The sequence below is a fragment of the Bradyrhizobium sp. CCBAU 53421 genome, from assembly GCF_015291625.1.
GTDB lineage: Bacteria > Pseudomonadota > Alphaproteobacteria > Rhizobiales > Xanthobacteraceae > Bradyrhizobium.
Genome location: NZ_CP030047.1, coordinates 243,053 through 266,683 on the forward strand (window position 1 = coordinate 243,053; position 23,631 = coordinate 266,683).

The window sequence follows — 23,631 nt, forward strand, 5'->3', positions numbered from 1 at the left end:
TGATGATCGCCCCCGATCAGAACTGGCCTTCTTCCTCCCCGACCAGGATTTCGCGCTTTCCGGCGTGATTCGCCGGGCCGACGATGCCCTCAAGTTCCATCCGCTCCATCAGCGAGGCTGCGCGGTTGTAGCCGATCTGCAGCCGGCGCTGGATGTAGGAGGTCGACGCCTTGCGGTCGCGCTTGACGATCGCAACCGCCTGCGTGAACAGATCGCCGCCGCCGTCGCCACCCATGCCGGTGGCATCGAACACGGCGCCGTCCTCGTCGGTCGGCTCTTCCGCGGTGACGGCTTCGAGATATTCCGGCTGGCCTTGCGTCTTCAGGTGACGCACCACCTTCTCGACTTCCTCGTCGGAGGCGAACGGGCCGTGCACGCGGCTGATGCGGCCGCCGCCCGCCATGTAGAGCATGTCGCCCTGGCCGAGCAGCTGCTCGGCGCCCATTTCGCCGAGGATGGTGCGGCTGTCGATCTTCGAGGTCACCTGGAAGGCGATGCGGGTCGGGAAGTTGGCCTTGATCGTGCCGGTGATGACGTCGACCGACGGACGCTGCGTGGCGAGGATCACATGCAGGCCGGCGGCGCGTGCCATCTGAGCGAGGCGCTGCACCGCGCCTTCGATGTCCTTGCCGGCGACCATCATCAGGTCGGCCATCTCGTCGACGATGATGACGATGTAGGGCAGCGGCTCGAGGTCGAGCTTCTCTTCCTCGTAGATCGCCTTGCCGCTCTCCTTGTCGAAGCCGGTGTGGACGGTGCGCGTCAGCTCTTCGCCCTTGGCCTTCGCTTCGACGAGGCGCGCATTGTAGCCGTCGATGTTGCGCACGCCGAGCTTGGCCATCCGCTTGTAGCGCTCTTCCATCTCGCGCACGGCCCATTTCAGCGCGACGACGGCCTTCTTCGGATCGGTGACGACGGGCGTCAACAGATGCGGGATGCCGTCATAGACCGAGAGTTCGAGCATCTTCGGATCGACCATGATCAGGCGGCACTGATCCGGACGCAGCCGGTAGACCAGGCTCAGGATCATGGTGTTGATCGCGACTGATTTGCCGGAGCCGGTGGTGCCGGCGATCAGCATATGCGGCGTGCGCGCGAGGTCGATGATGACGGGATCGCCGCCAATCGTCTTGCCAAGGCACAGCGGCAGCTTCGCAACCGACTCCGTGCTTTCCTTGGCGACCAAAAGCTCGCGCAGATAGACCTTCTCGCGATGCGCGTTCGGCAGCTCGATGCCGATCGCATTGCGGCCGGCGACAACGGCGACGCGGGCCGACAGCGCGCTCATCGAGCGGGCGATGTCGTCGGACAATCCGATCACGCGCGACGACTTGATGCCGGGCGCGGGCTCCAGCTCGTACAGCGTGACGACAGGACCCGGGTTGGCCTTGACGATCTCGCCACGCACGCCGAAATCCTGCAGCACGCCTTCCAGCGAGCGCGAATTGGCTTCGAGCTCGGCCTTGCTCAGCGGCTGGCGATCGCTCGCCTTCGGCGCGCTGAGCACCGAGACCGACGGCAGCTCGAACTTGTCGGAGTTCTTCTTCTTCGGCTTCGGCTCGGCCTTCTTGCGCGGGGCACGGGCGACGGGAGCTTCCTCCCCGTCGTCCTCTTCTTCCTCGTCGTCGAAAGCCTCGGCCTCGTCTTCGTCCGCGTCATGGTCCTCGGCCGCCGGTGCGATCGAGGGCGCCGTGCGGCCGCCGCCGATATTGGGCTCCTGGCGCTCGAACGCTGCGCTGCGGCCCTGCGATCCGCTCGACACCAGCGATCTGTAGGCGGTGCCGAACAGCCAGCCGAGCCGGGCTTTCGCGCTCATCAGCGCGTGGAACAGCCAGCCCAGCGAGACCGAGCTGCGGTCGTTGTCTTCGTCCTCGACGAACGGCTCGTCGTCGTCAGAGATCGGCGTCAGCTCCTCGTCCTGCTCCTTGGCGCCCCAACCGCAGGCGAACAGGAAGCATGCCGCCATCGCGACAAACAGGATCAGGCCGAGCACGACGCGATAGATGAAGCCGGGCGGGCCGAACACCACGGCCGGGGCGCGCAGCAGCGCGTCGCCGACCACGCCGCCGAGCCCGGTCGGCAGCGGCCATGCCGTATTGTGCGGCCAGCAGCTGGCAAACCCCGCCGCGATCACCGTGCACAGGATCCAGCAGCCGAGCCGCAACGCTTCGCGGTCGAACGGACGATGCGTCAGCATCCGCCAGCCCCACACCGCCACCGGCAGCAGCAGCATGATGGCGCCGAGGCCGAGAATCTGCATCAGGAGGTCGGCGCCGATCGCGCCGGGATAGCCGAGCACGTTGCGGATCGCGCGCGAGGTGGCGTGGCTCAGCGACGGATCCTGCACCGACCAGGTCATCAGCGCGGCGGTGATGGCGCCCGACAGCGCGATCAGGCCGAGCCCGGTGAGCTCGCGCAGCCGCCGCGCCAGCGCCTCGCGGAGCGAGAGCGGCAGATGGCCGACCAGGGGGATGACACGTTCGATCGCTGGCATACTCAATCTTCGCGCTTCGCGATTAACCCAGGGTTTCGACCAGGCGATGCATCGCCTCGGCCGTCGATTCACTGTCGGAGACCAGCGCAAGGCGGATATAGCCCGCGCCCGGATTGGAACCGTCGCTCTGCTCGCGCGCCAGATAGCTGCCCGGAATCACGCGAACGCCGGCGTCGCGATAAAGCCTGACGGTCACCGCCTCGTCGCCGCCGCGATCGGAGACGTCGAGCCAGACGCAGAAGCCGCCGGCGGGACGCTTGTAGCCGTAGCGGTTGCCGAGGATCTGGTCGGCGAAATCGAACTTGATGCGATAGAGCCTGCGGTTCTCCTCGACATGCGCCTCGTCGCCATAGGCGGCGACCGCGACGTGCTGCAGCGGTACCGGCACCTGCGGCGCCGCGACATTGCGCAGCTCGAGGAATGCGGCGAGAAACTTCCGGTCGCCGGCGGCGAAACCGACCCGCATGCCCGGCAGGTTCGAGCGCTTCGACAGCGACTGAAACGCAACGACATTTTTGAAGTCGGGCCCGGCGCATTCCAGCATGCTGCCCGGCGCCTCGCGGGTGTAGATCTCCGAGTAGCACTCGTCGGAGAGGATCATGAAGCCGAAGCGGTCGGCGAGCTCTTTCAGCCGCGCGAAATAGGCGCGCGAGGCGACCGAACCTTGCGGATTGGCGGGCGAGGCGATGAAGAACGCGACGGTGCGGGCCCATGTCGCCTCGTCGATCGCATCAAGGTCGGGCAGGAAGCCGTTGGCGAGCGTGGTCGGCAGATGGATCTGCTCGCAGCCGGCCGCGCGCGCGCCGGCGCCATAGGCCGGATAGAACGGATTCGGCATCAGGACCGCCGGCCGCCCCTTGCGCGGGGCAACGTAGCGCGCGGCCGCGATCGCCGCGAAGAACAGCCCCTCGCGGCTGCCGTTCAGCACCAGCACCTCGCTTTCCGGATCGACCGGACGCGGCAATTGGAACCGGCTTCCCAGCCAGGTCGCGACCGCACGGCGGAACGGCTCGATGCCCTTGGCCATCGGGTAGCGGCCGAACTCGGCAGTGTGCTTCGCCAGCACCGGCCCGACGAACTCAGGCACAGGATGCTGCGGCTCGCCGACCGACAGTGTAATCAAGGGCTTAGCTGGCTGGTACGGCGCCAGCAGTTCGGTGGTTCGCACGAATGGGGAGCGCTCGGCCTGGCCGGCGGATGTGGCATCGGCGGCGCCCTGCGCCAGGCCGGATGAGGCGGTCATTGCCATGATTGAAAAGCCAGCACTTTCACTGCGGTCGGAGGGGTGGGGGAGCCGACCGTAAACCGATCAAATCACCATAGATAGGGCGAGGTTAAGACGCGATTAACCATCGGCGGCGCCCACGGCGGGCCGCTGCGTGATATCAGCGCTCACCCAAGAAAAACCGCATCGAAAACCACAGCGAAATTGCTCCGAGACATGATCGACCGCCGCGCCGTCAGGGCGCTCATCATCACGAGCGCGCGCGAAGTCCTGCTGATGCGGATTCGCCCGCCGCACGGCGGCGCCTGCTTCTGGATCGCGCCCGGCGGCGGCATCGAGGACGACGAGACGTCGGAGGCTGCATTGCAGCGGGAACTGGCGGAGGAGCTGGGGCTGATCGATTTCGAGTCCGGTCCCGCGGTCTGGCGGCGTCACCACACCTTCAACTGGGGCGGCCGGCGAATCTCCCAGAAGGAAGAGTACCGGATCGTTCACGCCGATCGATTCGACCCCGTGATGGCCGACGAGGCCGAGACGAAGGTGCTCGATTGCTTCCGCTGGTGGCCGATCGCCGATCTATCCGGCGCCGAAGAGCGCCTCACGCCGCTGTCGCTGGCCAACATCCTTGAAAGCTATCTGCGCGCCGGCGCGCCGGCCGAGCTGCCGGACGAGGAAGTTCTGGTCGACTGACAGCGCTTGCCGCGCATTCGAGCGATCCGCTTTACCCGCCATTAAGGCCAGCGCGCGCGCGTCACGAGTTCCTTCAGCAATTGGCAACACAGCTCGACCGAATGATCCCGGTATTGCGAGGATTTGCGGACGGACATGGCCATCAGGATCGAGACACGCGGCGATGTTCTGCGCCGGACCGGCAAGGTGATGGTCACTGCCGCCGGCATGACCGCGGTGATGTCCTTCATCTTGGGCATGCTGGTGTTCGGCCGCGATCTGGCCGCGTCGATCACGGTGGGCCAGATGCAGCTGTTCGGGCTCACCGCCGGTGTCTTCATTTCGATCGCGCTCAGCGGCGCGATGTCCTGGCGTGCCGGCATGTTGATGCTGGAGCTCGCGCATACCCGCCGCGAGCTTGCCCAGATCTCGCAGACCGATCAGCTCACCGGCCTGTTGAACCGCCGCGGCTTCGACGCTGAGGCCGTCGCGGCGCTCGATCAGGCGCAGGCGGACGGTGCGTCGGTGGCGGTGCTGATGTGCGACATCGATCATTTCAAGTCGATCAACGATCGCTACGGACACGAGATCGGCGACAAGGTGCTGGTCGAGATCGCCGACGTGCTGCGCCAGTTCGCGATCCGGCATGGCGCGCTGGTCGCCCGCTACGGCGGCGAGGAATTCGCCGCTGTCGTGACCGGCCTGAGCCACGAGCAGGCCGCGCACGGCGCCGAGGAAATCCGCCGCGGCTGCGCAGGCCGGACCATCCTCGACGGCGTGACCCTGCTGCCGGTGACGATCAGCATCGGCTTCACCTTGAAGGATTCCGGCTTCGATCTCGGCAGCCTGATGCGAACCGCCGACCAGGCGCTCTACGCCGCCAAGCGCCACGGCCGCGACCGCGTCGAGCACGCCCGCGACGCGGCGTGAGCTTGTCGAGGCAATACGCGGTCGCTCGCGCCGGCGAGCCACAGTCTGTCGGCCCCTTCCCCCTGAAAGGAGGAAGGTCGGGATGGGGGTCAGCCGCAGGCGGCGCTCTGCGTTGAGAGAGCGGATCCCCACCCGCTTTGCTCTGACGAGCAAAGCGACCTCCCCTTTTCAAGGGGAGGTTTGAGCCGCGCACGCGATGTATCTACCGTGCCGGCAACTTCTCGAACGACGGCTTGCCCTCGGGCAGATGGTGGAAGGTCTGCTTGTCGCAGGTGTAGATCGTCATCTGCGGGGTGAACACGCTGGGGTCGTCGAGGGTGCCGACCTTCAGGATCGTGGCGGGCAGGCCCGGCACCTTGGTGACGAGATGGGTGCCGCATTCCGGACAGAACTCGCGCGTCACCGCGCGGTCGAGGTCCTTGCGGGTGAACTGCTTGGGCTCGCTGGCGGTGTATTTGAAGCCGGTGGCCGGCATCGCCATGAACATGTTCGGGCCGCCGCCGGTGATATACTGGCATTCGCGGCACAGGCATTGCGCCGCCATCATCGGTTCGCCCTCGGCCTCATAGCGCACGTTGCCGCAATAGCACCTGCCTTGCACCTTCATGACGTCCTCCCTGTTGGTCGTTTTGTTATTGGTAGCCTGTCCTTCCACAATGGCAGGCAATTTCGACATTATTTTCTCAAGCCGCAAAAAAAGAAAGGGGCTCCAACTTGCGCTGGAGCCCCTCAACGGCCCGGACATTGCCGGGTATGTGCCCGGACCGTAGTTCTGGGAACGACCGCTTGGGGAGGTCGCGCCCCGGGAGAACTCTTACATGTTGTAGGCGCGCTCCGTATGCTCGGTGATGTCGAGGCCTTCACGCTCGGTCTCGACGTTGGCACGCAGGCCGACGATCACGTCGACGACCTTGTAGAGGATCGCCGAACCGATGCCCGACCACACCAGCGTGGTAGCGACGCCCCAGCACTGCGAGATCATCTGCGCCGCGAAGTCGTAATCGGCGACCTTCGGCGGGATCGCGGTGTAGTCGATGATCCCCGCGCCGCCGAGCGCCGGGTTGACCAGGATGCCGGTGCCGAGCGCGCCGATAATGCCGCCGACGCAGTGGACGCCGAACACATCGAGCGAGTCGTCATAGCCGAGCGCGTTCTTCACGACCGTGCAGAAGAACAGGCAGACCACGCCGACCACGAGGCCGAGCACGATGGCGCCCATCGGACCGGCGTAACCGGCCGCAGGCGTCACCGCGACGAGGCCCGCCACCGCGCCCGAGAGCGCGCCGAGCAGCGAGGGATGGCCCTTGATGATCCATTCCGCGAACATCCAGGCCAGCGCCGCCGCAGCCGTGGCCACGAAGGAGTTGGTCATGGCGAGCGCAGCGCCGCCATTGGCTTCGAGGTTCGAACCAGCGTTGAAGCCGAACCAGCCGACCCAGAGCAGCGAGGCGCCGATCATGGTCATGGTCAGCGAGTGCGGAGCCATCAGCTCCTTGCCGTAGCCGGTGCGCTTGCCGATCAGGAGCGCGCCGACCAGGCCGGCGATGCCGGCGTTGATGTGCACGACGGTGCCGCCGGCGAAGTCGATCGCACCCTTCTTGAAGATCCAGCCGGCGTCGGCATTGACCGCGTCGAGGGCGGCCTGCGCCTTCGTCTTGGCATCGCCGTCAGCTGCGGCGGCAAGCGCCTTGGCGGCATCCTGGATCGCGTCCGGGCCAGCCCAGTACCAGACCATGTGCGCGATCGGGAAGTAGATCACGGTGACCCAGATCGGGATGAACAGCGCGATCGCCGCGAACTTCATTCGCTCGGCAAAGGCGCCGACGATGAGGGCCGGCGTGATCGCCGCGAAGGTCATCTGGAAGCACACATAGACGAGCTCCGAGATGTTGGCGTCGACCGAGAAGGTCGCAGCCTTGGAGTCCGTCGTGACGCCCATCAGGAAGGCCTTGGAGAAGCCGCCGATGAAGTCGGAGCCGCCGGTGAAGGCGAGGCTGTAGCCGTAGAGGGCCCAGAGCACGGTGACGATGCAGACGGTGTAGAACACCTGCGCGAGCACCGAGAGCATGTTCTTGGAGCGGACGAGACCGCCATAGAACAGCGCAAGTCCGGGGATGGTCATCAACAGCACCAGCACCGTCGAGGTCAGCATCCAGGCGTTGTCGCCCTTGTTGACGGTTGGCTCGGCGTAGGCGGCGGTCGCGGCGAACAGGCCGACTGCGAGGGCCGCCAGTCCCGCGCCATAGGGACGCTTGAACGTCATGTTATTTCACTCCTGAGGTCTTAAAGGTTGAGCGCGAAATCAGAGGGCCGCGGCATCGGCTTCGCCGGTGCGGATGCGCACGGCGTGTTCGAGGCTGATGACGAAGATCTTGCCGTCGCCGATCTGTCCGGTCTTGGCGGCGGAGGTGATGGCGTCGATGGTCTTGTCGACCTGATCGGAGGCGACTGCGACCTCGATCTTGATCTTGGGCAGAAAGCTCACCGCATACTCGGCGCCGCGATAGATTTCCGTGTGGCCCTTCTGACGGCCGTACCCCTTGACTTCCGTCACCGTGAGACCGTGAACGCCAATGGCGGTCAGGGCGTCACGGACCTCTTCCAGCTTGAATGGCTTAATGATCGCCATAACAATTTTCATGAGTCCTATCCCCGCTTGGGCCCGGTGCGAATGAGCACCGGGAGTTTCGACTGAGGTTCACCACGCGGAGGACATCCACTACGCGGGCACAGCCGGGACCCTTAGAATCAAATGCCGTGCCAAACGGCTCGGGTTCGCTAATGGATTATGAATCCGGACCTTTTCCCGCATTGCGGGAGCAAGCTGCCCCTGCGCTATTCCGTCGCGCCTAAAATATCATCACGTCTGTTTAAAATGCGGGCACGACAGGCTCTGGACACAATGATGCCCAGAGCTGCGGCAAGTTTGCGGTATTATGATAGTTTGTGCGGCGCGCCGGCGTCCGCTTCTGCGTCACGGCAACCTATCAGGGAGCGCTGGCGGTCGGATGTCCGTAGCAATCCGAGCCTCTCCCATCGCGCTTCCGGTCACTTCCCGGCCAGTTGACGCTCCAGTCCGGCGGTGTCGACCAGGTCCCAATGCTCGGCGAACTTGCTGTTCTCGACGCGCCAGATGTCGATGGTCGCAAACGAGATTGTCCTGCCGGTGGCGGCAAATCCGCGAACGGTGTGGTCGTGCGTCGCCGTATAGGTGCAGCGGGCGACGACTTTGTCGCCGTCGATGATCCGATCCTCGACGTGCATTTGAATATCGGGCCAGGTTTCCTGGATCCGATGAAAGTTCTCGACCTGCGCAGCTAGCCCGGACGGGCTGCGTCCCGAGTGCTGGATGTAGTTCTCGCTGAAGATTGTCGGGAACAGGGTGGTGTCGTGCGCATTGATCGCGGCCGCATAGCGATCGAGCAGCGCGGAGTTGGCGGCGCTCGCACCGGCCGACGACGCAGCTTGCGCCATTGAGCGCGGCGCGATCGCGGCAGCCGCGCTGGCAAGGGTGAGAAAACTGCGACGACTGGTCATCTCGAGACGTCTCCGGAGATAAGGGTTAGAGGTCAAATCGCAGGCGCGCTGTTGCAACAAGTGACGTCACCGCGTGAATGCTGGCGACGAGCACGGCGACAAGCGCGACCTCGATCCCGATTGACGCGATTGGGATCCAGTGCGAGATCGACCATCCGGCTTCGGACAGCCGAAGCGTGGTCAGGACGATATCGGCGAGCACCGAGCCCGTCAGCGCAGCGACGGCAACGGCCGACAGCATGAACGATCGCTGCAACCGGGTTTTGTCGAGCTTGTCCGACGGCATGCGGGAGGCGTAGACCCATGCACACAGTCCGACGATCAAAGCCAAATAGAACGCATAGCGGTCGAACGCGTATGCAACGACGCCGAGATCCTGGAATCCTGCAGGATTGCTCGCGGTCCAGCCTGTCGCACCGTACCACGCGACCCGCGATTTCATGGCAATGAATACGCCAAGCACGATCAGAGGGACGATTGGTCCAACGGCTCGGGATTGCTTCAGGAGCGACGTCGCCGCAAATTGCGCGGCAATGGTCTTTGCGGGGCCGAAGCGTTCAATTGCTCGCCGTTCCGCCTCCATGCGGTCGCTGCCAGGTTGGCGTTCTGCGGATTCGCGAAGATGCTCCTCGACCTCTTCACACACCCGGCGCGCCAACGCCCGATCAAACGACAGTTCACGCCCGAGCGCCTCGACATATTTGGCGATCAGGTGGGTCACGATTTCGGCTCCGCAAGGAGAGCACCGACCGCGCTCGAGAACTGGGCCCATGCAGTCTTGCGCTCGGTCAGCGATGCATTGCCGCGCTTGGTGAGCGCGTAGACCCGGCGGCGGCGGCCAATCGGAGACTTTTCCCAATGGCTGGAGAGCAGCTGCGATGTCTCCAGGCGATGCAACACCGGATAGACCGTGCCTTCCGGCAGATCGAAAGCTCCGCCACTTCGGCGTCGGATTTCATCGATGATCGCATAACCGTGCGCCGGAGCCGCCTCGACAGCGGCGAGCACGATCATGTCGAGATGCCCTTTGAGGATTTCGCCTTCCATACCTAGTAACACTAGGCAAAGATACACTAGGTGTCAAGCGCTCGTCGCCGCAACCTCTGTGCAACCCCGCAGGGAGCAGCAAACGAAGCGGGCGAGTCGAGCTGAGATCAGGCGGCGTCGCGCGCGGCAAACACCCTGTCGATCAGTCCCCATTCGAGCGCCTGCTCCGCCGACATGAAGTGATCGCGGTCCAGGGTCCGTTCGACGTCCGCCTCGGTGCGCCGGCAGTGTTGCGCATAAAGCCGGATGATGCGCCGCTTGGTCGCCTGCATCTCGGCGGCATGGATCTGGATGTCGGAGGCCTGGCCCTGGAAGCCGCCGAGTGGCTGATGCACGTGGAGGCTGGCATTCGGAAGCGCGGCGCGGTGACCGGGTTCGCCTGCCATCAGCAGGAACGATCCCATCGACCGCGCGGTGCCCATGCACAGCGTGTGCACCGGCGCCTTGATGAACTGCATGGTGTCGTACATCGCAAGGCCGCTGGTGACCACGCCGCCATAGGAATTGATATAGAGGTTGATCGGCTTGTTCGGGTTGTCAGCCTCGAGGAACAGCAGCTGGGCACAGACCAGCCCGGACATCGCATCATTGACCTCGCCGTTCAGGAAGATGATGCGTTCGCGCAGCAGCCTGGAATAGATGTCGAAGGAGCGCTCGCCGCGGGACGACTGCTCGACGACCATCGGGACGAGTTGCATCATGTCGCGCATCGGCGACCTCCATGTCTGCAGGTGATGAAGTCTCAGCGGGTGATGAAGTCTGGGATCAGGCCGCGCGCATCATTGTGCGGCTGTTGCTGTTGGCCGCTCGCGGCCGGTTTGCGCGCTCGCCGCAGGCTTGCTGGATGATGCGAAACCGGGTGCCGCCGGCCTCGTTCGGTTCGATCCGGAAGGTGACGTGACTCTCGCGAAACGGCGGCTCGGAATCGCGCAGCCGGTAACGCACCTCTTCGCCTGCGATCGATGATTCTGGCTCAGCGCCGGCGAGATCGGAATCCGGCAGCCAGCGCTCGCGCAAGGCCGGAATGGTGACGGCGCGCCATACTTTCTCAGGCGGTGCGTCGAGCTCGTATTCGATCACCAGGGCCGCGTCGGCGTCAGTCTCAACCGTGTCGCTCATTGATCCATGTCCTTCAAGAGGTCGGAGAGCGCTTCGATGCGCTTCGGCCAATAGGCGCGGTAGCGGGCGAGCCAGGTCCCGATGCTGGCGATCCCGTCCGGGTCGACTTCATAGTTCACGAAGCGGCCCTGGCGCTGCTCGCGCACCAGTCCGGCCGCGCGCAGCACCGCCAGATGCTGCGACATCGCCGGCTGGCTGATTTCCAATCCGTCGCGCAAGGCGCTGGCGTTCAAGCTGCCGCCGGCGAGCTTCTCGAAGACCTTGCGGCGGGTCGGATCGGCCAACGCCTTGAAGATATCGGTATCGACCATGACGACACATAAGCACATACTTATGTGTCGTGCAAGCCTGAACTGTCCCGTGCAGCGTGGCGTCGCGGCGCTCGGGTACTTTGCATGGGGTTGTTTTACGAATTCGCCCTCGCGGCGCCGATCTCGTCCCGGCGATACGAGCCCGGATGCTACTGCAACGCCTCGCCGTGCTGCGAGATGTCGAGGCCCTCCAGCTCCTGCTGCATCGAGACGCGCAGCGGGACGAAGGCGCTGACCAGCTTGAGCAGCACGAAGGTGATGCCGCCGCACCAGACCAGCGTGACCACGACGCCGTAGAGCTGGATCAGGAGCTGCTGCGGATTGCCCTCGAGCAGGCCGGAGGTGCCGCCGATCGCGGCGGTGGCGAAAATGCCCGCGAGCAGCGTGCCGGTCAGGCCGCCGATGCCGTGCACGCCGAACACGTCGAGCGAGTCGTCATACTGGAAGCGATGCTTCAGCCAGGTACAGGCCCAGAAGCAGACCAGGCCGGCAATGATGCCGATGATGACGCCGTGCCACGGCGCGACGAAGCCGGATGCCGGGGTGATGGTGCCGAGCCCCGCGACCGCGCCCGAGATCATGCCGAGCACCGACGGCTTGCGGCGCGTCGCCCATTCGATCGCGCCCCAGGTCAGCGCGCCGGCGCAGGCCGCAAGATGGGTGGCGGTGATCGCCAGCACCGCGCGCGAATTGGCCGCCAGCGCCGAGCCGCCGTTGAAGCCGAACCAGCCGACCCAGAGCAGGCCGGTGCCGACCACGGCGAGCGACAGGTCGAACGGCGACAGATTGTCATGGCCATAGCCGTGCCGGTTGCCCATCACCTTGGCCGCGACCAGGCCACTGATGCCGGCGGAGAGATGCACGACGAGGCCGCCGGCGAAATCCATCACGCCCATCGAGGCGAGGAAACCGCCGCCCCACACCCAATGCGCCAGCGGCACATAGACGAAGATGAACCAGCCGATCGAGAACAACACATAGGCCGAGAACCGCATGCGGTCGGCGACCGAGCCGGCAACCAGAGCCACCGTGATGATCGCAAACGTCATCTGGTACAGCATGAACAGCGCTTCCGGGATGGTCTTTGCCGCCGGATTGACGCTGTCCATCGTGATGCCCGCAAGGAACCAGCTGTCGAGCGAGCCGAGCCACGGGCCGTTGCCGACGAAGGTCAGCGAATAGCCGAACGTGACCCAGAGGATCGAAATGATCGCAACGGCCGAAAGGCTCTGCGCCATCGTCGCCAGCACGTTCTTCTTGCGCACCATGCCGGAGTAGAACAGCGCGAGCCCCGGGATCGTCATCATCAGCACCAGTGCGGTGGCGACGATCATCCAGGCGGTGTCGGCGGCGTTGATGCCGGAAGAGCCGGAGTCTTGCGCTGATGCCGGCGCGCCCCATGCGAGCAGGATTGCAGCAGTGATCGGCGCAGCTGATATCGCTGCACGAAGAGCTCGTGCCCCCATCATCATTCCCCGGCGTGTCGTGGTTTCTTGGTGCGGTTTTTGGCGTGCGCCGGCGTCGTTGCTGGCGGTGATCTCGAATTTAGAGCGCGTCGTTGTCGGTCTCGCCGGTGCGGATGCGCAGGGCGTGGTCGATCGGCGTCACGAAGATCTTGCCGTCGCCGATCTGGCCGGTGCGGGCGTGCTGGGTGATGACGCTGACCGCCTTGTCGGCGAGCTCGGTATCGACGGCGATCTCGATCCTGAGCTTGGGCAGGAAATTCACGACATACTCGGCGCCGCGATAGATCTCGGTGTGTCCCTTCTGGCGGCCATAGCCCTTCACCTCGGTCACCGTCATGCCGTGGACGCCGATCGCGGTCAGGGCCTGGCGTACCTCATCGAGCTTGAACGGTTTGATGATCGCGACGACGAGTTTCATGGTCAGGCCTTCATTCCCTTGAGGTTTTCCGTGTGCGCCCGTCCCCGGAGCGGCAATCTGCCGTCTCCGGAGCGGCAATTCGCCGTCCCTGGAGCGACAACTTGCCGCCACCAAATCTGGCAGCTTTCTGGGCAAATGGCACAAAAAACTTGCAGGTTGAAGGGGAAAACGTGCGCAGCGCGTGAACTCCGTCACTGTACGGGACGACAACCGTCGGCCAGAATATGGCTTTCCCGCCCCGGCCAGCGCCTCCCGCTGGCTCGTTCTCGCCACAGCGCGTGCACCCGCGCCCCGAGGAACCAATAAAATGTCGAACCGAAACTGGTTTTATGCATCCGAAGGCCAGCAAAAGGGCCCCTTGCCTGAAGCTCAGCTCCGCGACCTGATCACCCGTGGCATGGTGGGGGCCGATACCCTGGTGTGGACCGAGGGCATGGCCGGCTGGCAGAAGGCCGGAGAGATTCCCGGCCTCATTCCGAGCGCGGGCGCGCCGCCGGCGTTCCCGCAGGCCGGCGGACCGCCGCCGGTGGCGGCCTCGGCGAGCTATAGCGGCGGCGCATTGTCGGCCGACTTCCCGATCTGGGGCCTGTTCGGACGCAGCCTGCTGATGTTCATCGGCCAGATTTTCGTCATCCCCGCGCCGTGGACCGCGACCGGCCTGTACCGCTTCGCGATTCCCTATATCCGCGTGCCGGGCCGGCCGCATCTCGGCTTCACCGGGCAGCCGCTCGACATCTGGTACGTCTTCATCGTGCTCGGTCTTCTGACCTATGCCGGCGCGGCCAACAGCACGATCGTGTCGCTGCTCTCGCTGGTGGTGCAGGGTTTCCTGAGCTGGATGATCGTGCGCTGGATCTTCGGCCGTCTCAGCTCGAGCGGCCAGGAACTGCCGATCTCGTTCAACGGCAGCCCGGTCGTCTATGTCGGCTGGTACGTGCTGATGGTGATCGCGGCCATCACCATCATCGGCTGGGCCTGGGTGATGACGGCATGGCTGCGCTGGATCTGCCGCAACGTCGAAGGCACGCGCCGCGAGGTCAGCTTCAATGCTTCCGGGCTCGAGGTGCTGTGGCGAACCATCGTGTTCACCATCGGATGCGGATTCCTGATCCCGATCCCGTGGGTGCTGCGCTGGTACGCCAACTGGTTCATCTCGCAATTCGCGCTGACCGAGCGCGGCGCCTCTGCCAACGGCTAGGCGCGCTAAAGCGCGATGAGGTCAGGTTGAACCGTCATCGCGCTTCAGGTTCTCGTTTGAGCATGATCTCAGCGCAAACGCTCCGCGTTTGTCGCGCAAAAACCGCTTCGCACTTTTTCCGGATCATGCTCACGCCTTGCGTTCGCGCACCGAACCTTCTTGCGCGACGGACGCCACCAGCGTGCCGTCGGGCTTGAAGATCTGGCCGCGGGTCAGGCCGCGGCCGGACTGCGCGCTCGGCGAATCCTGCGCGTAGAGCAGCCATTCGTCGGCGCGGAACGGGCGATGAAACCACATCGCGTGATCGAGGCTCGCCGGCATCATGCGCCGGTCGAACAGCGTGCGGCCGTAGCGCGCCATCACGGCGTCGAGCAGCGAGAAATCCGACGCATAGGCGAGCGCGCACAAATGCAACGCCGGATCGTCGGGCAATTTCGCCGCGGTGCGGATCCAGACGTGGATGCGGCCGTCGTCGATCTTCTGGCCGAAATAGCGGCCGAGCTCGACCGGGCGCAGCTCGATCGGCCGATCGCTCTCGTAGTAGCGGCGGATGAACTCCGGCATCTCCTTGAACATCGGCTGCTTCGACACTTCCTCCGCGGTCAGCTTCTCCGGCGGCGGCACGTCGGGCATCTTCTCCTGGTGATTGAAGTTGGTCTCCTCATCTGAATGGAACGAGACCATGATGGAGAAGATCGCGTTGCCGTGCTGGATCGCGGTGACGCGGCGGGTGGTGTAGCTCTTGCCGTCGCGCAGCCGCTCGACCTGGTAGATGATCGGGATCTGCGGATCGCCCGGCAGGATGAAATAGCAATGAATCGAATGCGGCAGGCGACCCTCGACGGTGCGGCAGGCCGCGACCATGGCCTGGCCGATCACCTGGCCGCCGAACACGCGCTGCCAGCTGGTCTTCGGGCTGTTGCCGCGGAACAAATTCACCTCGAGCTGCTCGAGATCGAGGATGGACAACAGGTCGATCAGGCTCTTGGACATTCGGTGGCTTTCGGTCGGTTAAACGGTCATGCCGGGGCGATGCGACAGCATCGAACCCGGAATCTCGAGATTCCGGGTTCTCGCTGCGCGAGCCCCGGAATGACGATCGGTCTTGTTTCTGCCCCCTGTTTCGCCCAGCTATTATCAGGTAGCAAGCACAGTCTGACGGCGCGGGGCGCGTAAGGAAAAGGCATGCCGGCACAACGAAGTATCGTGATCTGCGGGGGCGCATTTGCAGGACTGGCGCTGGCCGTGGCGTTGCGCCAGGGGCTTGGGCCGGACATTCCGGTCATCGTGTCGGATCCGGCGCTGAGCCAGCGCCCGAGCCGCGATCCGCGCGCGACCGCGATCGTGGCGGCCTGCCGGCGGCTGTTCGAGACCCTCGGCGTCTGGGGGCAGGTGGCGCCGACCGCACAGCCGATCACCGACATGGTCGTGACCGATTCCAAGCTCGAGGACGCGACCCGTCCGGTGTTTCTGACCTTCGCCGGCAATGTCGAGCCCGGCGAGCCGTTCGCCCATATGGTCGAGAACCGCTATCTGATCGATGCGCTGGCGACCCGCGCCGAGGCCGAGGGCGTCGAGCTGCGCGCCACCGCGGTGTCGAGTTTCGATTCGCGGCCTGACGGCGTCAGCGTCCGGCTTGCCGATGGCACCGATATCGATGCGAGCCTCTTGATCGCCGCCGACGGCGCGCGCTCGAAGCTGCGCGAGCGCGCCGGGATCGCGACCCACGGCTGGGACTACGACCAATCCGGCATCGTGGTCACGGTCGGGCATGAGCGCGCGCATCACGGCCGCGCCGAGGAGCATTTCCTGCCTGCTGGTCCGTTCGCGATCCTGCCGCTGACCGGCAATCGCTCGTCGCTGGTGTGGACCGAGACGCGCAAGGACGCCGCGCGTATCACGGCGCTCGGCGAAGAGGAATTCCACGCCGAGCTCGAGCAGCGGTTTGGATTGCATCTCGGCGAGATCAAGGCGCTCGACAGACCGCGCGCGTTTCCGCTCGGCTATTTCGTCGCGCGCTCCTTCATCGCCGAACGGCTGGCGCTGATCGGCGACGCCGCGCACGTGATCCATCCGATCGCGGGGCAGGGGCTCAATATGGGCCTGAAGGATGTCGCGGCACTCGCCGAGGTCGTCGTCGATGCGGCGCGGCTCGGCATGGACCTCGGGCAAGCCGACGTGCTCGAGCGCTATCAGCGCTGGCGGCGCTTCGACACGATGGCGATGGGCGTTGCCACCAACTCGCTGAACTTCCTGTTCTCCAATGAATCGACGCTGCTGCGCACCGTGCGCGACATCGGCCTGGGCCTCGTCGATCGCGCGCCGCCGCTGAAGAGCATGTTCATCCGCCAGGCGGCGGGTCTATCGGGCGAGGTGCCGCGGCTGTTGAAGGGCGAGGCGCTCTAAGGCTTGCGCGTTGCGGTAGCCCGGATGAAGCGAAGCGAAATCCGGGACTACTTTCTCCGCCGATAGATTCCCCGGATTGCGCTGCGCTTCATCCGGGCTACGACCTTGCGGCGCAGCTGCTCATTTCTGCCCAATGAAGCCAGCCACCGCGTCGATCAGGTCGGGATCGAGCGGCCGCTCCGGCTCATTGTAGCTCGCCACATCGTCCGCCGCGTCGGTGACGTCGACCAGCACGTGATTCATATCCGGCAGCCACAATGATTTGGCCGCGATGTCGGCGGTGGTGAGCGCGAGGAAGTCGAGCCGCGCCAGCTGATGGTCGCGGCCGCCCGCGACGACCAGAACCGGCCCGGTGATCTTCTTCATCGGATCGATCGGATCCTCGGTGAAGGCAGATGCGATGGCGGGCTGCATCGCCGGCGCGATCGCCAGTCCCGCCGGCGGCGGATCGACGATCTGCCCGGCCATGATGTCGTCGATGGCCTTGCCGACCGGCGCAAATTTGTCCGGCGGGAGCTGGTTCTCGAGCAGCGCCTTCAACACCGCGCCCTGCTTGCGCGCCGCGGTCGCGAGCAGCACCAGCCGGTCGATCTGCACGCGCTGGGCGGCGAGGATCGCGACCAGGCCGCCCTCGCTGTGCCCGACCACCGCAACATGAGCGAACTTGCCGCTGCCGCGCAGATAGTCGATCAGTGCTGCCGCATCGCCGACATAGTCCTTGAAGCGGAAGTCCTCCGGACGACCGAACTCCTTCTTCCATTCGCCGGCGCCGCGCTTGTCGTAGCGCAGCGTCGCGATGCCGCGTGCGACCAGCTGCTCGGACAGTTTCTTCAATGTCGCCGGCTTGAGCTGCGGCCCGTTGCCGTCATGGTCGGTCGAGCCGGAGCCGGCGATCAGCAGCGCCACCGGCGGTCTTGCGATGTCGGGCGGCACCGTCAGCACCGCGTCAATCGGGCCGATGCGCAGCTCGCTCTCGTCGGCTGCCGCGCTCGCCATTGAGGCGAGCAGCAGCAGCCATGTGACGAGGGCGCGCATGTGATCCTCTTATCGGAGCATCCGGATCATGCTCTAGATTCTAGTTTTGACGCGTTTTCTTCACGCGAACCGGTGCCCACTTCGCTCGAAAACGCTCTAGTCGATCTTGCGCGCCTCTTCCGGCAGCATGATCGGGATGCCGTCGCGGATTGGATAGGCGAGCTTCGCGGAGCGCGAGATCAACTCTTGCCGCGTGGCGTCGAATTCCAGCGGCCCCTTGGTGATCGGGCACACCAGGATTTCGAGCAGCTTCGGATCGGCGGTGCTCTCGAGATGATCGGTCGTGGAATTCATCGGTGTCTCCAACTTGCCACCGTGTAGCACAGTCAAATACCGGCTGTCAGCGCCTGGTCATCCGCAACAGCTCGTCGATTGCGGCCTCTTGGCGCGGCTTCGGCAGCGTTTGCTCGGACAGCGCGTAGCCGATGAACGCCCAATAGAAGATCTGCGCCCGGCCGCGCGCCACGGCGTCGGCGAATCCGGCATGCCGGAGCAGGGTTTCGATATAGCCGATACGGCGCTGATCGACCTCGAGCACGGCGGCGCGCGCCGCGGCATCGGCGGTGGCCCAGCTGCGCACCGCGCGTTCCAGCGCCATTCGCGCCGAGAAGGTCCGGCGCAGCAGCAGCGCCAGCGCATCGCCGCCTTCCGGAATGGTCTCGAGTTCGGCGATCACCTGCTCGGCGGCGACCTCGCGCCAGTGCTCGAGGATCGCGGTGCGGTAGGCGCCGATGTCGGCGAAATGCCAGTAGAAGCTGCCGCGCGAGACGCCCATCGCCTTGGCCAGCGGCTCGGCCTTGAGCGCCGTGAAGCCGCGCCGCGCCAGCGTCTTCAGGCCCTGATCGAGCCAGTCCTTGACCGAGAGCTGTTCCGTCATGGTTCCCGTTCCGCGCTCCAACCATACACAAGTGTATTGACAGGCGCCAGCGGTTGATGTCTTCTCCATACAGTACTGTATGGAGATATCGCGATGCGTGATCTTCTGCTGCAAGGCGCCGGACTCATCGCCATCCTGGTCAGCCTGATCCATGGCGTTCTCGGCGAGACCAAGATCTTCGCGCGCGCCACCGTCGAGCCGCCGCGGCTGCGTCTCTTGCTTCGTCTGGTCTACCAGGCCGGCACGGTCGCCTGGATCGGCGGTGGCGTGCTGCTCGTCGCTGCGCCTGCGATGGCGTCCGATGCCGCGCGGCACTGGATCGTGGCGACGCTCGCCATCGTGTTCGGCAGCGCCGCGCTCGCCAATGCAGTCGCGACCCGCGGCCGGCACTTCGGCTGGATGGCGATGAGCGCCGTCGTGGCGCTCGCCGCCGCCGGCTATTAGCGCGCGCGATCATGATGACCGATCGCATCAGCCTCAGCATCGCCAATGGCGTCGCCGACGTCAGGCTCAACCGTCCGGACAAGCTCAATGCGCTGGATCCGGCGATGTTCAGCGCAATCGCCGACGCGGGCGCACAGCTCAAGGACAACCCAAAGGTCCGCGCCGTGGTGTTGTCGGGCGCAGGCCAGGCGTTCTGCGCCGGCCTCGACATCGAGCGTCTGGTCGCGACGACGGAGGGCGAATCGATCCTGCCGTTTGCCGATCTCGGCCAGCGCACCCACGGCATCGCCAACTTCGCGCAGCATCTGGTGTGGCTCTGGCGCGAGCTGCCGGTGCCGGTGATTGCCGCCGTCCACGGCGTCGCATTCGGCGGCGGCTTTCAGCTGATGCTCGGCGCCGACATCAGGTACCTCGCGCCGGCCACGCGTCTTGCCATCATCGAAGCCAAATGGGGACTGGTGCCCGACATGGCCGGAACGCAACTGATGCGCCATCTCGCGCGCGAAGACGTGGTCCGCGAACTGACCTACACTGCGCGCGTGTTCTCCGCGGAGGAGGCGCTCGGATACGGCTTCGCCACCCGGATCGTCGAACAGCCGCGCGACGCCGCACTGGAGACGGCGCGGATGATCGCCGAACGCAGCCCGGATGCGATCCGCGCCGCCAAGCGGCTGCTCAATCTCGCGGCCGATCGCGATGCGGCGACCGGGCTCGCGGCCGAAACGGCCGAGCAGGCGCTGCTGCTTGGCACGCCCAACCACGTCGAGGCGGTCAAGGCGAATCTCGAACGGCGACCGCCGCAATGGAGTTTTGCATGACCACTGCAGCGGGATTCGATCTGGCGCGCCTGATTGCGACCAATGCGTCGGCGGCCTTCAACCGGCTTGTCGGCCTCGAGGTGGTCTCCGCCGGTGCCGGCACAGTGGAGCTGCGCGTGCTCTGGCGGGATGATCTCACCCAATATGCCGGCCACCTGCACGCGGGGATGATCGCGGCCTTGCTCGACACCGCCTGCGGCTTTGCGGCGGCGTCGATCGTGGGTTCCGTCACCGCATCGCATTTCTCGATGAATTGCCTGAAGCCCGCGGTGGGCCGCTGCTTCATCGCCAAAGGCGTCACGTTGCGCGCCGGCCGCAGGCAAGTGTTCGCGCGCGCCGAGCTGTTTGCGGAGAACGAACAGGGCGAGGTGTCGCTGGTCGCAACCGGCGAAACCGTTCTTGTTCCGCTCGAGGGGTGAGCGATCGCGACCGCAGGCATGTGCCTGAATTTATGGGGCCATCAATTTCCGTGTGGAATCGGCTTACGCGCGGATAACCATGCCACTGAAAGTTGTAGAAAATTATCGAGAAGACAATTCAATCGGCCTAGCTTGTCCGCGCGGACAACCATGGACCGACGCATGTTTCGTGTTCTTACGTGTCTTTCAGGTGAGCATGACTGGCGGCTCGTTCTGCTCGCCGGACTGGTCTGCTTCGTCGCCAGCATTGTCGCCGTCAACATCTTCCATCGCGCGATCGCATCACAGGCGAGGACGCGGCTGATCTGGATCGCGATCGCCGGAGCCGCGATCGGCTACGGCATCTGGGCAACGCATTTCATCGCCATGCTCGCCTATGAGCCGGGCGTGCCGACCGGCTACGGCATCGTTCTCACGGCGCTGTCGCTTGTCGCAGCGATGATGCTGACATCCGGCGGCCTCGGTCTTGCCGCCGGCGATTCCAGCCCCTGGCGTGCGCCGGTCGGCGGCGCGGTGATCGGCGCAGGCATCGCCAGCATGCATTATCTCGGAATGTGGGCGCTGGAAGTCCCGGGCCACGTGGTGTGGTCGATGGATCTCGTGGCCACCTCCATCGTGCTCGGCATGCTGTTCGGTTACGCCGCGTTGTCGGTCGCGGTCCGCTACCAGGATCGCTGGATGTCGCTCGTCGCGGCGCTGTTGCTGACACTTGCGATCGTCTCGCATCATTTCACTGCGATGGGCGCGGTCGAGATCATCCCGGACCCGTTGCTGGCGCCGGAGGCGTTATCGCTCTCTCCCGCCTTCCTCGCCATCGTGATCGCTGGCGTGGCGCTCTCGGTGCTCGGGATGAGCCTGGTCGGCGTGCTCGCGGACCGGCGTCTCGCGCTTCGTACCCGCCGCTTCGAGGAAATCATCAGCCAGCTCTCGCTGGCGCGGCAGCAGGTCGAGGCGTCGCAGAAGGAGCTGGAGGAACAGAGGTTCCGGCTCGATACCGCGATCAACCATATGGGCGAGGGTCTCTGCATGTTCGATGCCGAGAAGCGCCTCGTCGTGTGCAACGATCGTTACGCCAAGATGTACCGGCTGCCGCCCGAACTGCTGCTGCCCGGCACCGCCCATCGCCAGATCATCACGCATCGGATCGCCAACGGCATTCTCAAGGGCGAGACCAGCGACACCGCCGCGACCCAGGTGCTCGCGACATTGAACGCGCTGCCGGCCGACGAGATCAGCAGCCGGGTCGACGAGCTTGCCGACGGCCGGCTGATCTGCGTGACGCGGCAGCCGATGCCCGGTGGCGGCTGGGTGGCGACGCATCGCGATGTCACCGAGCAGCGGCGCTCCGAGGCCAAGATCACCCATATGGCGCAACACGACGCGCTGACCGATTTGCCGAATCGCGTGCTGCTCAAGGAGTGGATGGAGCAGGCGCTCTCCGGCGCGAGAAGCGGCGGACCGAGCCTTGCGGTGCTGATGCTCGATCTCGATCGCTTCAAGGAGGTCAACGACACGCTCGGGCATCCGGCGGGCGATGCGCTGCTCAAATCGGTGGCCGCGCGGCTGCGCAGATGCGTCAGCGACACCACGCTGGTGGCGCGGCTCGGCGGCGACGAATTCGCTGTGATCGACTACGTCAGCGATCCGGTCGCGGAAGCCGGCGTGCTCGCCGAGAGGATCAGGAAGGCGCTCAGCGAGCCGATCGATCTCGGCGATCATCGGGTGACCACCACGACCAGCATCGGCATTGCGATCGCGCCACGCGACGGCACCTCCCCCGACGAGGTGCTGCGCAGCGCCGATCTTGCGCTGTACTCGGCCAAGAGCGGTGGGCGCGGCTCGTTCCGCTTCTTCGAGCTGGAGCTCGATCGGCAGCTGCAGACCCGGCGCAGCCTCGAGCGCGACATGCGTAGCGCGCTCGCCAACGGCGAGTTCGAGCTGCATTATCAGCCGTTCATCCATGTCGCGAGCGGGGAGACCTGCGGCTTCGAGGCGCTGCTGCGGTGGCATCATCCAGAGCGCGGCATGGTGTCCCCGGCGCAGTTCATCCCGCTGGCGGAAGAGACCGGCCTGATCGTGCCGCTCGGCGAATGGGTGCTGCGCACCGCGTGCGCGGAAGCCGCCAAATGGCCCGATGACCTGAAGATCGCGATCAATCTGTCGCCGGTGCAGTTCAGGAGCCCGGAATTGGTCCCGGTGATCGTGCACGCGCTGGCGAGCGCGGGAATTTCGCCGGACAGGCTCGAGCTCGAAGTCACCGAAACGGCGATCATCCAGGACAGCGAGGCGGTCTTCGCGGCGCTCAGCCAGCTGCATGATCTCGGGGTGCGGATCGCGCTCGACGATTTCGGCACCGGCTATTCCTCGCTGAGCTTCCTGCAGAGGTTTCCGTTCGACAAGGTCAAGATCGACCGCAGCTTCGTCTCCGAACTCTCGGGCGCAACGGACGAGTCGCGCCGGATCGCGCGCGCGATCGTCCGTTTCGCCGTCAGCCTCGGCAAGACCACGACGGCCGAAGGCGTCGAGACCAGGGAGCAGCTCGACATCCTGCGCGCCGACGCCTGCGTGGAAGTGCAGGGCTTCCACTTCAGCCCGCCGGTGCAGAGCGAGAAGGTCGCACAGATGATCGGCGGTCGGGCCCCGGCAGCCGCCGAACGCCCCGCGGTACGTTTGGCAATGGCGGGTGCCGCGTCCTGACGGAGAGGCCGCGTCATCAGACCAGGATCCCGTGAGGCGTAAGGCCGCAGCACGCGGTCAAAACTAATTTGTGCGTGGAGCGCAAAGCGGTTTTCGTGACCGTTAGAATTTCTCTAAAGCGCGCCGCGTCGGCGCTTCCTTGACTTGGCAATCACCTCAGCATTGTTCACGCATGTGCCCGGCGCGATGGCGTCGTGGGCACGATCGTCAATGGAGGGGAGATGCGCGTGAGAGTGATTTTGACCGCTGCGCTTGCAGCTGGTGTTCTGGGGCTTACCGGATCGGCGGCGCTCGCCGACGGCTACAAGACTTGCACCAAGCTCGACAAGGCGTCGTGGAAGCCGGCAAGCGAAGCCGAAGCCAAGGCCAAGGCGCTCGGCTACGAGGTGCGCCGCTCGAAGGTCGAGGGCTCCTGCTACGAAGTCTACGGCGTCAAGGAAGGCAAGCTCTACGAGCTGTTCTACAGCCCGGAGGATCTCAGCCTCAAGCACACGATCGCCAAGTGAATCGCCAAGTGAATC

The 23,631-nt window shown here is 65.2% G+C and carries 26 protein-coding genes; 9 read left to right on the plus strand and 17 right to left on the minus strand.

Annotated elements, in window-relative coordinates; all coding sequences use genetic code 11:
* Positions 1-16: 16 nt before the first annotated feature.
* Positions 17-2,500 carry a DNA translocase FtsK gene (locus XH92_RS01140; protein ID WP_194457599.1) on the minus strand — a complete coding sequence of 828 codons (2,484 nt, stop codon included), beginning with the start codon at positions 2,498-2,500 and terminating at the stop codon, positions 17-19.
* A 16-nt stretch (positions 2,501-2,516) separates the two neighbouring features.
* Complete coding sequence (locus tag XH92_RS01145; protein ID WP_194457600.1) at positions 2,517-3,743, minus strand: aminotransferase class I/II-fold pyridoxal phosphate-dependent enzyme; 1,227 nt, start codon at positions 3,741-3,743, stop codon at positions 2,517-2,519.
* 192 nt (positions 3,744-3,935) lie between these two features.
* Between XH92_RS01145 and XH92_RS01150 the strand changes: the two genes are divergently transcribed.
* Both XH92_RS01150 and XH92_RS01155 read left to right on the plus strand, forming a co-directional pair.
* Complete coding sequence (locus tag XH92_RS01150; RefSeq protein WP_194457601.1) at positions 3,936-4,409, plus strand: NUDIX hydrolase; 474 nt, start codon at positions 3,936-3,938, stop codon at positions 4,407-4,409.
* A gap of 135 nt (positions 4,410-4,544) precedes the next feature.
* Positions 4,545-5,318: a GGDEF domain-containing protein gene (locus XH92_RS01155; protein WP_194457602.1), complete on the plus strand. Its 774-nt coding sequence runs from the start codon at positions 4,545-4,547 to the stop codon at positions 5,316-5,318.
* Positions 5,319-5,520: 202 nt separating this feature from the next.
* On the opposite strand, the gene XH92_RS01160 is transcribed toward XH92_RS01155, so the two are convergent.
* The 11 genes from XH92_RS01160 to XH92_RS01210 form a co-directional block, all read right to left on the minus strand.
* The gene (locus XH92_RS01160; protein ID WP_194457603.1) at positions 5,521-5,925 is read right to left on the minus strand and encodes a GFA family protein; all 405 of its coding nucleotides are present in this window, start codon (positions 5,923-5,925) and stop codon (positions 5,521-5,523) included.
* 207 nt (positions 5,926-6,132) lie between these two features.
* Positions 6,133-7,581 carry an ammonium transporter gene (locus tag XH92_RS01165; protein ID WP_194457604.1) on the minus strand — a complete coding sequence of 483 codons (1,449 nt, stop codon included), beginning with the start codon at positions 7,579-7,581 and terminating at the stop codon, positions 6,133-6,135.
* Positions 7,582-7,620: 39 nt separating this feature from the next.
* The gene (locus tag XH92_RS01170) at positions 7,621-7,959 is read right to left on the minus strand and encodes a P-II family nitrogen regulator (RefSeq protein WP_029080945.1); all 339 of its coding nucleotides are present in this window, start codon (positions 7,957-7,959) and stop codon (positions 7,621-7,623) included.
* A gap of 407 nt (positions 7,960-8,366) precedes the next feature.
* Complete coding sequence (locus tag XH92_RS01175) at positions 8,367-8,915, minus strand: ester cyclase (RefSeq protein WP_194457605.1); 549 nt, start codon at positions 8,913-8,915, stop codon at positions 8,367-8,369.
* The gene (locus XH92_RS01180) at positions 8,881-9,576 is read right to left on the minus strand and encodes a hypothetical protein (protein ID WP_194457606.1); all 696 of its coding nucleotides are present in this window, start codon (positions 9,574-9,576) and stop codon (positions 8,881-8,883) included. Before XH92_RS01180 ends, XH92_RS01175 begins: the two co-directional genes overlap by 35 nt.
* Entirely contained in the window at positions 9,573-9,869 is a 297-nt protein-coding gene (locus tag XH92_RS01185) for a PadR family transcriptional regulator (protein ID WP_210345532.1), read from the minus strand. Before XH92_RS01185 ends, XH92_RS01180 begins: the two co-directional genes overlap by 4 nt.
* A gap of 140 nt (positions 9,870-10,009) precedes the next feature.
* A complete protein-coding gene (locus tag XH92_RS01190; RefSeq protein ID WP_092121107.1) occupies positions 10,010-10,612 on the minus strand; it encodes an ATP-dependent Clp protease proteolytic subunit in 603 nt (200 codons plus the stop codon).
* 55 nt (positions 10,613-10,667) lie between these two features.
* Positions 10,668-11,021 (minus strand): SRPBCC domain-containing protein, encoded by a 354-nt coding sequence (locus XH92_RS01195; RefSeq protein ID WP_194457608.1) that lies wholly within the window; start codon positions 11,019-11,021, stop codon positions 10,668-10,670.
* Complete coding sequence (locus XH92_RS01200; protein ID WP_016841428.1) at positions 11,018-11,332, minus strand: helix-turn-helix transcriptional regulator; 315 nt, start codon at positions 11,330-11,332, stop codon at positions 11,018-11,020. Before XH92_RS01200 ends, XH92_RS01195 begins: the two co-directional genes overlap by 4 nt.
* Before the next feature lie 149 nt (positions 11,333-11,481).
* Positions 11,482-12,798 carry an ammonium transporter gene (locus XH92_RS01205; RefSeq protein ID WP_194457609.1) on the minus strand — a complete coding sequence of 439 codons (1,317 nt, stop codon included), beginning with the start codon at positions 12,796-12,798 and terminating at the stop codon, positions 11,482-11,484.
* A gap of 79 nt (positions 12,799-12,877) precedes the next feature.
* Positions 12,878-13,216 (minus strand): P-II family nitrogen regulator, encoded by a 339-nt coding sequence (locus XH92_RS01210; protein WP_016841426.1) that lies wholly within the window; start codon positions 13,214-13,216, stop codon positions 12,878-12,880.
* A 307-nt stretch (positions 13,217-13,523) separates the two neighbouring features.
* On the opposite strand from XH92_RS01210, the gene XH92_RS01215 reads away from it, so the two are divergent.
* Positions 13,524-14,414 (plus strand): DUF4339 domain-containing protein, encoded by an 891-nt coding sequence (locus XH92_RS01215; protein ID WP_194457610.1) that lies wholly within the window; start codon positions 13,524-13,526, stop codon positions 14,412-14,414.
* A 129-nt stretch (positions 14,415-14,543) separates the two neighbouring features.
* Here XH92_RS01215 and tesB read toward each other — a convergent pair whose 3' ends face one another.
* Positions 14,544-15,407 carry an acyl-CoA thioesterase II gene (tesB, locus tag XH92_RS01220; protein WP_194457611.1) on the minus strand — a complete coding sequence of 288 codons (864 nt, stop codon included), beginning with the start codon at positions 15,405-15,407 and terminating at the stop codon, positions 14,544-14,546.
* A 192-nt stretch (positions 15,408-15,599) separates the two neighbouring features.
* Here tesB and XH92_RS01225 point away from each other — a divergent pair, with 192 nt between their 5' ends.
* Positions 15,600-16,820, plus strand: coding sequence for a ubiquinone biosynthesis hydroxylase (locus tag XH92_RS01225; RefSeq protein WP_194457612.1), 1,221 nt, complete (start codon positions 15,600-15,602; stop codon positions 16,818-16,820).
* Between the two features lie 120 nt (positions 16,821-16,940).
* Here the strand turns inward: XH92_RS01225 and XH92_RS01230 are convergent, their stop codons facing one another.
* From XH92_RS01230 to XH92_RS01240, 3 genes are all read right to left on the minus strand, one after another.
* A complete protein-coding gene (locus XH92_RS01230; RefSeq protein WP_194457613.1) occupies positions 16,941-17,855 on the minus strand; it encodes a S9 family peptidase in 915 nt (304 codons plus the stop codon).
* A 96-nt stretch (positions 17,856-17,951) separates the two neighbouring features.
* Positions 17,952-18,149, minus strand: a complete 198-nt coding sequence (locus XH92_RS01235; protein WP_194457614.1) for a Trm112 family protein — start codon at positions 18,147-18,149, stop codon at positions 17,952-17,954.
* 46 nt (positions 18,150-18,195) lie between these two features.
* Positions 18,196-18,732 (minus strand): TetR/AcrR family transcriptional regulator, encoded by a 537-nt coding sequence (locus tag XH92_RS01240; RefSeq protein WP_194457615.1) that lies wholly within the window; start codon positions 18,730-18,732, stop codon positions 18,196-18,198.
* A gap of 93 nt (positions 18,733-18,825) precedes the next feature.
* Between XH92_RS01240 and XH92_RS01245 the strand changes: the two genes are divergently transcribed.
* The 5 genes from XH92_RS01245 (at position 18,826) to XH92_RS01265 (ending at position 23,616) form a co-directional block, all read left to right on the plus strand.
* Positions 18,826-19,176 carry a hypothetical protein gene (locus XH92_RS01245; RefSeq protein ID WP_097676238.1) on the plus strand — a complete coding sequence of 117 codons (351 nt, stop codon included), beginning with the start codon at positions 18,826-18,828 and terminating at the stop codon, positions 19,174-19,176.
* A gap of 14 nt (positions 19,177-19,190) precedes the next feature.
* Positions 19,191-19,994 (plus strand): crotonase/enoyl-CoA hydratase family protein, encoded by an 804-nt coding sequence (locus XH92_RS01250; protein WP_194457616.1) that lies wholly within the window; start codon positions 19,191-19,193, stop codon positions 19,992-19,994.
* Positions 19,991-20,413: a PaaI family thioesterase gene (locus XH92_RS01255; protein ID WP_194457617.1), complete on the plus strand. Its 423-nt coding sequence runs from the start codon at positions 19,991-19,993 to the stop codon at positions 20,411-20,413. Before XH92_RS01250 ends, XH92_RS01255 begins: the two co-directional genes overlap by 4 nt.
* Positions 20,414-20,575: 162 nt before the next feature.
* Positions 20,576-23,110: an EAL domain-containing protein gene (locus XH92_RS01260; protein WP_246788163.1), complete on the plus strand. Its 2,535-nt coding sequence runs from the start codon at positions 20,576-20,578 to the stop codon at positions 23,108-23,110.
* A gap of 221 nt (positions 23,111-23,331) precedes the next feature.
* Positions 23,332-23,616, plus strand: a complete 285-nt coding sequence (locus XH92_RS01265) for a PepSY domain-containing protein (RefSeq protein ID WP_194457618.1) — start codon at positions 23,332-23,334, stop codon at positions 23,614-23,616.
* The last annotated feature ends 15 nt before the right edge of the window (positions 23,617-23,631 follow it).